The organism is Myxococcus sp. AB025B, assembly GCF_006518215.1.
GTDB lineage: Bacteria > Myxococcota > Myxococcia > Myxococcales > Myxococcaceae > Myxococcus > Myxococcus fulvus.
Genome location: NZ_SRLW01000349.1, coordinates 1 through 9,693, shown reverse-complemented (window position 1 = coordinate 9,693; position 9,693 = coordinate 1). Strand labels below are relative to the sequence as shown.

The 9,693-nt window shown below is 69.2% G+C and carries 6 protein-coding genes; all 6 read right to left on the bottom strand.

From position 1 onward, the window contains the following. On the bottom strand, positions 1 to 1,304 hold a 1,304-nt coding region (locus FL311_RS37075), incomplete at its 3' end, for a tetratricopeptide repeat protein (RefSeq protein WP_141332405.1). Between the two features lie 175 nt (positions 1,305 to 1,479). Then, positions 1,480 to 4,866 carry a tetratricopeptide repeat protein gene (locus tag FL311_RS37070; protein WP_194869520.1) on the bottom strand — a complete coding sequence of 1,129 codons (3,387 nt, stop codon included), beginning with the start codon at positions 4,864 to 4,866 and terminating at the stop codon, positions 1,480 to 1,482. Further along, positions 4,866 to 7,277 (bottom strand): tetratricopeptide repeat protein, encoded by a 2,412-nt coding sequence (locus FL311_RS37065; protein WP_228557331.1) that lies wholly within the window; start codon positions 7,275 to 7,277, stop codon positions 4,866 to 4,868. Before FL311_RS37065 ends, FL311_RS37070 begins: the two co-directional genes overlap by 1 nt. A gap of 16 nt (positions 7,278 to 7,293) precedes the next feature. Then, positions 7,294 to 8,022, bottom strand: coding sequence for a dihydrolipoamide acetyltransferase (locus FL311_RS37060; protein ID WP_141332402.1), 729 nt, complete (start codon positions 8,020 to 8,022; stop codon positions 7,294 to 7,296). A 115-nt stretch (positions 8,023 to 8,137) separates the two neighbouring features. Further along, a complete protein-coding gene (mglA, locus tag FL311_RS37055; protein ID WP_046712132.1) occupies positions 8,138 to 8,725 on the bottom strand; it encodes a gliding-motility regulator Ras-like GTPase MglA in 588 nt (195 codons plus the stop codon). 11 nt (positions 8,726 to 8,736) lie between these two features. After that, positions 8,737 to 9,216 (bottom strand): gliding-motility regulator GTPase-activating protein MglB, encoded by a 480-nt coding sequence (gene mglB / locus FL311_RS37050; RefSeq protein ID WP_002637270.1) that lies wholly within the window; start codon positions 9,214 to 9,216, stop codon positions 8,737 to 8,739. Between the last annotated feature and the right edge of the window lie 477 nt (positions 9,217 to 9,693).

Here is a 9,693-nt window from a genome sequence, read left to right as displayed (position 1 = left end):
GGAGGGGGCGAGGCCGGGGCCGTCACGGTGGCGTCGGGGGCCTGCTTCGCGGCCTCCTTCTGGGCCTTCTCCGCCTCCGCGGCCTTGCGGAGCTGGTCCTTGCGCTCGCGCTCGAGGCGCCGCTCTTCACGCTCGATGCTCTTGCGTGCGTCCTTGGTGTACTGGGGGATGCGGTCGTCCTTGCCGCCCTGGGCCTCGTAGCGCTCGAAGTAGGTGAGCGCCGTCTTGTAGCGCCCGACGGGGTCGCCGCCTGGTGGCTCCACGTCGAGGTACAGGATGGCGAGGTTGAACAGCGGGTCGGGCTGCCGCGGGCGCAGCTCGAGCACGCGCTCGTACTCGGCCTTGGCGCGCTCGAAGTCACCGGTGCCGCGGTAGGCATTGCCCAGGTTGAGGCGCGCGGCGGCGAAGTCCGGCGCGGACTTCACGGCGGCCTCCAGCTCCGTCACGGCGGCGGCGTAGTCCTGGGCCTCGTTGAGCATCGCGCCGAAGTTGTTGCGAGCCTCGGCGAAGTCGGGTCGCAGCTTCGCGGCCTCCTTGAACTCCTCCAGCGCCTGCGGCCTGACGTTCAGCGCCAGGTACACCAGCCCGAGCGCGTTGCGCGTGGCGGCGTCCGCGGGGGCGATGTCGCGCGCGTTCTCGAGCACCATGCGCGCCAGCTCGTGCTTGCCCTCGCGGTAGTAGACCTGCGCGAGGACCTGCATGGCGTGCGTGTGTCGCTCGTCGCCCTTGAGCGCGCGCTTCGCCTCGGTGGCCGCGGGCTCCAGCTTCTTCTGCTGGAGCAGCGTGACGGCCAGCGCCGTGCGCAGCGTCACCGCGTCCTGCTTCGTCTCCAGGAGGCCGCGCAGCTCCGTCTCCAGCGCCGCCGAGCGGCCCGTGCGGCCGTACAGGCGCGTCAGGCAGTCCCACGCGGACTGTTGCTCGGGCGCGAGGGTGAGGGCCTGGCGGTACGAGCGCTCCGCGTCCTCGTGCTTGCCCAGGCGCTCCTGGACGATGCCCAGGTTCGTCCACGCGTAGTCGAGCTTCGGCTCCTGCGTCACCAGGGCGCGCAGCGCCGTCTCGGCCGCGGTCAGCTCGCCCGTCCGAGCGATGGCCACCGCCTGGTCGAAGTCCTCGGCCGCGCTGCGGCGAGATGGCTCGACGACGGGGGGCGCCTTCGCCGCCGTGTCCTTCCCGGGCGCGGGCGTGGACGCGTCCTGCGCGGGACGTGTCTCCGGCGCGGAGGCGCACGCGGACAACCACAGCCCCGATGAGAGGAACAGCGCGCTGAGGGCCGCGGCCCTGGGAGTGCGTAGCGTGGTGCTCACGGTTGAGCCCCTCCCGTGATGCGGGACGCGGACGCGGGACTGCGCGGCATGAAGCTCAAGGTCTGGCCACCGTCAGCGGTGTGGATCAAGTCTCCAACCGTGGAAGCGATGGCGCTCATTGCCTGGGACCCTCTGGAGGTGAGGGTCGAGGCCCTGGGCGTGTGTGGCATGAAGCTCACGGCTTGGCTCCCCCGGTGATGCGGCGCTCGTCCTCGGAGGAGGGCCGGGGCGGGCCGCTCACGTGGCCGATGAGCCCTTCCGGATAGGTGGCCTCGGACGCGAGGGCCTGCTTGGGCTCCTTGAGCACCGGGTACTCCTTCGGACGGAAGCGGTTGAGGGACTCCAGCGTGCGCCGGGTCCACTCGTTGGACACGCGATTCTTCCGGGCCTCCGCCAGCGCCACCGCGTAGCTCTCCACCGCGGCGTCCTCCAGCTCCGCCGTGTTCTGCGCGAGCAGGTCCTGGTACGTCACCACCGCCTCTTCACCCAGCCGCTTCACGTCCGGCGGCACGGGCGTCTCGATGATGGTGTTCGCGAAGCGCTCCAGCGCATAGCCGGACCGATAGGCCGCCGCGAGCGACCACTCGAGCTGCTTGTACGGATACACACGCGCGTACGCGTCCTTCACCGTCTTCACGCCCGCGCGCTTCACCGCGAAGCTGCGCACCAGCGTCTTGCCCCAGCCGCCAATCTTCAGCTTGTCGAACTGGCGGAGCTGCGCCTCCGCCAACTGGAATCGCCCATACGCCGCCGCGTTCGCCGCGAGCGGGTGCGTGTCCGGCTTGAGCTTGCGCCGGTCGAACTCGTTCGCCGCCTGGGTGTAGTCCTTCTGCGCCTGCTTCTCGTTGCCGAGCTTCTGGTGCGCATCCCCCATGCGCCGGTGCGCGTCCACCACCAGCTCCACCTGCGCGGACTTGTTCGCGTACTTGCGCACGAACTCCTGGAGCGCGCGCACCTCGCCGCGAGCATCCCCCTGCTTCTCCAGCAGGACGGCGGCGCGGTACTGGTTCTTCGGCGCGTCCTCGGCGGAGGGGAACAGCTCCGCGTAGCGGATGAAGGTGGCCGCGGCCTCCGAGTAGCGCTGCTGACCCTCCAGCAGGCGCGCGGTGTTGAAGAGCGCCGCCTCGCGGTCCTTCGACTTGGGGTAGTCCTTCACCAGCTTCTGGTAGCTGACGACGGCCTTGTCGAAGTCGTAGGACTTCTCCGCGTTGACGGCCACGCGGAACAGCGCCGCGTCCGCGAGCGGAGAGGACGGGTACTCGCGGTAGATGCGCTCGTAGAGCTTGAGCGCCGAGTCGAACCGCCGCGTGTTCTCGTGCGCGACGGCCGCGTTGTTCAGCGCCTTGTCGGCGAACTCGTGCCGGGGCGCCTCGTCGACGAGCTGCGTGTACTTGCGCGCGGCCTCCTCGTACTTGCCCTCGGCCAGCAGCTGGTCGGCCAGCTTGAAGCGGCCCGCGAGCTTGAACTTCACGAGCTGCTGATGCAGCTCGCTGGACGGCTCGATGACCTGCGTGTTGCCGGCCAGCCGGGCGCTGACCTCCTCCACGCTGCGCCAGTCCTTGTCGATGAGGAAGGACTCGACGGTGAGGTTGGTGGCGTAGCGGGCCACCTCGTTCTTCGGCCACGTCTGGATGATGCGCTCGAAGCGCTTGCGCGCCTCGGGGAAGTCGTCGTGCGCGTAGTACAGCTCCGCGGCCTTGTACGCGATGCCGGGCGCCTTCGCGTCGCGAGGCAGCAGCGCGGCGTACCGGTCCGACGCGGCCACCAGCTTCGCCTCGGTGGGCGTCAGCGGCGCGGGCTTCACCGCCGAGCCCTCCGGACGTTCACTGGAGCGCAGCACCTCCAGCTTCGGCGCCTTGCCGGCCTGCTGCTCCTGGGCGAGGAACTGCTGCCACGCGAGCACCGCGCTGTGGGCCGCGTCGTCGCGGTGCTTCACGCTCTCGCCGGTGTCGCGCACGCGCTCGTAGGCCTTCGCGGCCTCGGCGAACTGGAACGAGAAGTAGAGGCACTCGGCGTAATAGAAGCGCATCTCGCCCGCGCTCTTGCTGCGCGGGAAGCGCTCCAGGTACGTGCCATACGAGCGCGCCGCGGTGGCGAAGCCCGCCTGGGCCTGCTCGAAGCGGCCCTCCTTCTTGAACACCAGCGCCTGCTGATGGTGGAAGGTGGCGGTGGTGTAGAGGCTCTTCTCGACGAGCGCGTTGGCGCGGGAGACCGCGTCCGGGTCGCCCATGTTCTTCGCGTGCCACGCGGTGCCGGGCTGATAACGGGTGGCGAGCCGCTCCGACTCGGCGAAGGACTCCGCCATCATCCGGTCGCGCTCGTAGGACTGCACGATGCGCTGCTGGAGCTCGGGCGCGTCGGGCGTCAGCGGCTCCTTCTCCAGCACCTGGCGATAGGCCGCGATGGCGGACGCGTAGTTCGTCTGGTCGAAGTACACGTGCCCGAGGCGACGGTAGACGTCCGCTTCATACGGACGCCCCGCGCGCTTGACGAACAGCGACTTCGCGCGAGGCAGGCCGCCCCACGACTCGTCCGCGAGCGAGATGGCCACGTACTGCAGGGCCTCGTCGCGCAGGTCTCCGCCCACCTCGGTGTTGCCCTGGGCCGCGGCCTGGGCCTGGTAGAAGTCCACCAGCGTGAGGAAGGCCTCCACGCCCTCGTCGAAGCGGTCCATCCGGTAGTACGTCCAGCCCAGCTTGTAGAGGGCCTTGTCGTAGAGCGGGTGGAGCGTGTCGCGGGAGGCGGCCTCGAAGGCCTGGGCCGCGCGCGGCAGCGCCTGCGGGTCCTTGTAGTTCTCGAACCAGTACTCGCCGATGCGCACCCACGCCTCGGTGGCGAAGCGGCTGCGTGGATAGCGCGCGATGAGCTGTTGATACGCGAGGAAGCTCTCCTCCACCTGCTCCTGTTCCTCCAGGCAGTAGCCCAGCAGGTAGGACGCGCCATCGTTGAAGCGGTAGTCCGGGTACTCCTTCAACAGCCGGCGATACAGCGCGATGGAGTCCGCGTAGTCCTTCTTCGGCTCCACGGGGAACGCCGTGCCGTCGGGGTTCTTGTCGTGGATCTCCAGCCGGTCGCGGTACTCCTTCATCGCCAGCTGGTGCTCGTCCTGCGAGCGCTCGTAATAGAGCTCCGCGAGGCGGAACATCACGTCGGGCGTGTAGCGCGGCTCGCTGGGGTAGCGGCGCAGGAACTCCTCGAAGCGGACGATGGCCTCCATCCGCTCCTTGCGCTCCTGGGCCTCGAAGTCGCGGATGACCTTCTCGTACGAGGACGCGAGCGAGTCCCGCTTCTGCTCGTACTTGTGCTCCATCAGCCCCTGGACGTCGCGGCTGAACTCGCGCGACTCCTCGTCGTACGTGCGCAGGGCGCGGCTGACGTCCTGGAGCAGCAGCTCCTCGTCCGGCGAGCGACCCAGCCCATTCAGGTAGTCGCGTGAGGGCGTGCCCGAAGGGCTCGGGGCCTCCGTGTCGGAGGGGCTCGTGGCCTGGGCGGGAGCCTCCGGCGCCTGGGCGGCGGCGGGCAGCGAGGCCAGCGAGAGCAGCACCGCGAGAACGCGCCGCATCACCGGCTCTCCTCCGACGACAGCACGTCCCGGAAGTCGGCGTCGAGCGCGCGCAGGGCCTCGGCCTTCTGCGCGGAGACCTTCTGGATGGACGTCGTCTTGTCCTGCTTCTCGGTGAAGGCCACGTCCACCACACCCACGTCCGCCTTGAGCACCAGGTCGTAGAACTGTCGTCGCACGCGCCGGACGCTGTCGTAGGCGATGCGGCCCACCAGCTGCTTCGCGTTGCCGGCCACCGCGGCCACCTCGGCCTCGTAGCGCTCGAGCAACTGCTGCTCGGCCAGCACCTTCGCCCGGATGCGCGTGGCCTTCTGCTCCACGCGTCCGCGCAGCGCACCCTGGGCCTGGGCGACACGTCCTCGCAAGGCCTCGCCGCGCTGGCGCACCGCATGCGCGCGAGTCATGAGGCCCGAGGGAGCCTGTCGTCGCTCCGCCTCCTCGAGCACCGCGTGCTCCGCGCGCAGCGCCTGCGCGAACCGGCCGCGGATGGCCTGCTCTCCGGCCAGGGCCGCCGCCGCGCCGTTGCGCTCATCGGCGAGCCGCCCGCGCGTGCGGTCCAGCTCCCCCTGCAAGTCCGTGAGCGTCTGGACCTCGGCCTGGAGCTGCACGAGGAACTCCTGCTCCTCCTCGGGAGGCGTCTGCCGGAGCAGCCGCGTGTCATCCACCCACTTGCGCACCGCCGCGGCGATGGCGTGCAGCCCCTGCACCTCCGCGCCCAGCCGGAAGGCCTCGCGGTCCACCGCGTCCACGCGCGCCTGCATCCGACGCAGCCGCTCCTCCAGGTCCTGCTGTGTGGCGGGCATCGAGGCGAAGCGGACGGCCAGCGCCTCGCGCTCACGACGCAGCGGCGCGAGCCGGGCGCGCTCGTCGGCGGTGAGCGAGGCCTCCAGGGACAATCCCTCCAGCTCCACCAGCGCGGCCTCGACCTGGATGCTCGCCGTCTCCACGGAGTCCGAGAGCGTGAAGCCCTCCTGCAGCTCCGGGAAGGTCTGCAGCTTGCGCGTGTCCAGGGCCGTGAGGATGCGCGCGGCCAGCTCCCGCGCCTCCAGCGTGCCCTTCCGCCCGCTGTCGATTTCGCCCACCGTCTTCATCGCGCTGCTCACCTCGCGCTCCGTTGACGCGTACTTCAGCGTGAGCGGAGGCAGGAGCGTGCGCACGTCCGGCACGGTGTCGGTGCGCGCCAGGAGCCGCTCGAAGTACGCCACCGGGTCGCGGTTGGCGCGCAGGAGCACGTCCACCTTGTCACGCTCCGGACGGAAGGTGCCGATGAGCTCGTCGTACGACGCGATGGCCTCCTCGTACCGCTTGAGCTTCTGGAGCAGGTGTCCGCGCAGCAGCTTCGCCTCGGGCGCGAGCTTGGACTCGGGCGACACCAGCAGCAGGATGTCGACGGCGTTCTTCGCCTCCTGGTGGTTGCCCTTGCGCACCTGTGTCCACGCGATTTCGTAGAGCGACTCCGGGAAGGACTCGCTCTCCTGCGGCACCCGGCCGTACCAGTCCAGCGCCTCGTCGAAGCGGCCCGCTTCGTACAAGAGGCGTCCCAGCGACATCAGCGCCAGCTCACGGATGCGCTCCGTGTCCGTGTCCGCGGTGGCGCGGACCTGGGGCTTGTTCTTCGTCTTCGGCGCCGTCGTCTCGGCCGCGCCCTCCACGGGCGTGAGCAGCTGCTGCAACTGGAGGATGGCGATGGGCAGCTCACCCGCCTGCATCGACAGCACCGCCATGTGGTAGCGCGCCTGCAACTGGTAGGGCCCGCCGTGGGCCTGGGCCAGGGGCGCGAAGGCGGCCCTCGCGTGGGCGATGCGCTCGGAAGGCGCCAGGTCCGTGCGACGGAACAACCGCTTCGCGTAGACGTACTGGATGTCCGCGGGGAGCTGTCCGCCGAACAGCCCACGCGCCTGCTCCACGTAGGCGTCCACGTCGTCGTAGAGGTTCAGCCGGCCGCTGATGGCCAGGTAGCGCGTGAGCGCGTCGCGGTGGCGCGGCGAGGGCGTGGGCAGCGACAGCAGCTCGCGCAGGTACAGCCGCGCGCCCACGTCGTTCTTCTGCTGGTACAGCGCGTCCGCCAGGAAGTAGAGCGCGTCCGCGTACCGGGGGTGGCCGCGGAACTCCGGGTCGCTCACCAGGTCGTAGAAGTGGACGGAGGCCGCCGTCCAATCGCCCAGGAGGTACTGAATCTCCGCGTCGGAGTAGCGGCGCACGCGCGCCTGCGCCTCGTCGGGCTCCGGCTGCTGGCTGTACTTCGTCTCCACCTGACGGAGGCTGTCCTCGGCGAGCTGGAGCTGGCGCTCCACCGTCGTCAGGCGCTGCTCCAGCTGCTGCGCCGTGGGCGGCGGGGGAGGGGGAGCGTCGGCCCGGGCGACAGCGCCACCCGCGAGGCCGAACACCAGGGCGAGTGCGCGAAGCGACACGTTCACCGGCGGGCCCCTACCGCGCTTCAGTGGAGGTGGTGGCCGGGGGAGTCGTCCCCGCTTCGCCGTCGATGCGGGGCGCCGCGTCGCGCGACAGCTCGATGTCGTAGCGCACCGCGGGCCGGTCCTTGTGGTCCGTGGTCACGCCGCCCTGCTCGAAGCCCACCACGCGCACCGTGGACACCTTTCCCGGCTCCGCGTTGAAGGTGTAGCTGGATTGCACCTTGAACTTGTAGCCCTCCACGTAGCTGAACACGCCGAAGCCGTTGCCCCGGTACACCAGGCGCACCGCGAGCTGGTGCTGGCCCGGGACGATGCGCCCGTTGAAGACCTCGAACTGCTCGCGCTTGGCCAGCTCGCCCTGCAGGTCCAGCTGCGTGAAGATGGGCGCGCCGTCGAGCGCGTACGTCACCGACTCCAGGATGAAGGAGCCGCCCATCTCGTTCTTGTGGACGATGTGCGCCCGAGCGCCCGTGGTGACGTCACCGCCGAGCACCGTCTCCTGGAGCAGCAGGAGCCGCGCCTTGGAGCGGTAGATCTTCTCCTTCAGGTCGACGACCTGCTCCTCCAGCGTCTTCACGCGCGCGTTGAAGGCCTCGTCCGCGGTGCTGTCGCCCTCGGGCGCGGGGGCCTGGGCGGCGGCGACTGGCGGCTGGGCGGGAGAGCGCGACTCCTGCGCGAGCGCCGACCCACAGAGGGTGGCGCTCACGAGCGCGAGGAGTCGGAGGGTGGCTGCGACACGCACTGTGCGACCTCAGGAGGCGGACGGCCCGGCCCGTCGGCAGCAGGTTGTAACACCCTTGACCGCGGGGCGTCTCGTCACCCGCGGTACGGGAGCCGGTTGCCCGGCCGCTTCCTCGTCAGCCGCCCTTCTTCAGCTCGGTGAGCACCAGCTTCGCCACCGCCTTGAGCGTGTCGAACACGCCCACGCCCGTCGGCGCGATCGCCTCGTACTTGGGGATGTTGCGCGGGTTGAGCGCCTTCTGCATCTCATCCACGGTGACGGCGTTGGGCAGGTCGCGCTTGTTGTACTGGATGACGTACGGAATCTTGTTCAGGTCGTAGCCCTGCTCGGCCAGGTTGATGCGCAGGTTCTCGAGCGACTCCATGTTCGCTTCCATGCGCTCGATCTGACTGTCGGCCACGAAGACGACGCCGTCGACACCCTTCAGGATGAGCTTGCGGCTGGCGTCGTAGAACACCTGACCGGGCACCGTGTAGAGGTGGAAGCGCGTCTTGAAGCCGCGGATCTCTCCGAGCGACAGCGGCAGGAAGTCGAAGAAGAGCGTGCGGTCCGTCTCGGTGGAGAGCGAGATGAGCTTGCCCTTCGTCTCGGCCGCCGTCTTGTTGTAGATGTACTGGAGGTTGGTCGTCTTCCCGCAGAGACCCGGCCCGTAATAGACAATCTTGCAGTTGATTTCGCGGGATGAGTAGTTGATGAAGGACATGGCTTCCCGGGTTACTCGCTGAAGAGGTTGTCGATATCGTCGTCGGAGATCTCGGCGAACGGCGACCCGGCACCCGGGCTGTCCGTCTTCTTCACCAGACTCTCGAAGATCTTCGTGAGCTCGTCGCTGGCCTTCTTGATGCGCAGGCGGACGAGGCCCAGGCTCGTGCGGTTGTCGAAGATGACGACCAGCACCACCCGGCTGCCGACAATCGTCATGTAGAGCGAGTCCTTGGCCCCTTCGTGGAACTGGTTGGGGAACTCGTTCTCACCGATCAACTTGGCGAGCCCGCCCATCGCAGCCACGTTGCCGGCCGTCAGCGAGGCCAGGGACGTGGTGTCGATGTTCTGCGTCTGGCCAGCCGAGGAGATGAGCTGCCCGTTCTTGTCGACGAGGAAGACCACCTTCGCGTTCGCGTCCTTGGTGAGCCGGTCGCAAACGGCGTTGATCTTGGTGAACTCCTCTTCGTACATCACCAGTTGCGTGCCCATGGGCGTATGCGCTCCTCAGCGTTCGCTCGTCCCTCTCACGGTGCCACCCCGTTGTTTCTGGAGTGAATCCCGGAGGTTAGACGAGGCGCTACCGACCGTGAGGATGCTTAGCAAAGCCCCTCCACCACAGCAAGAAGCCATCCGTTCCTGGCGGTGAGAACGAGGATGTCCCGGGCTTGTCCGCCCGCTTCGAACCCCCGGCGAGCCCCGGTCAACCCCCTCCAGGGCCTTTCCAGGTGGACTGAGGGTGCCGGTTTGGGGGTGTTCGCGGGTTTCTCTATACTCCGCCGGGCTTTGACGCCCCCACGCCCCCTTGCCCCCATCCTGGCGCGTCTGGCGCCCTTGCTGTTGGTGCTGGTCGCTGCTCCGTCCGTCCGGGCGGAGGAGGTGCGCGAGCGAGCCTCGCTGCGCCTTCGCTACGGCATTGCCCTCCGGAACGGACAGCAGGCCGATGTAGGGCCCGGGCCTGTCTCTTAT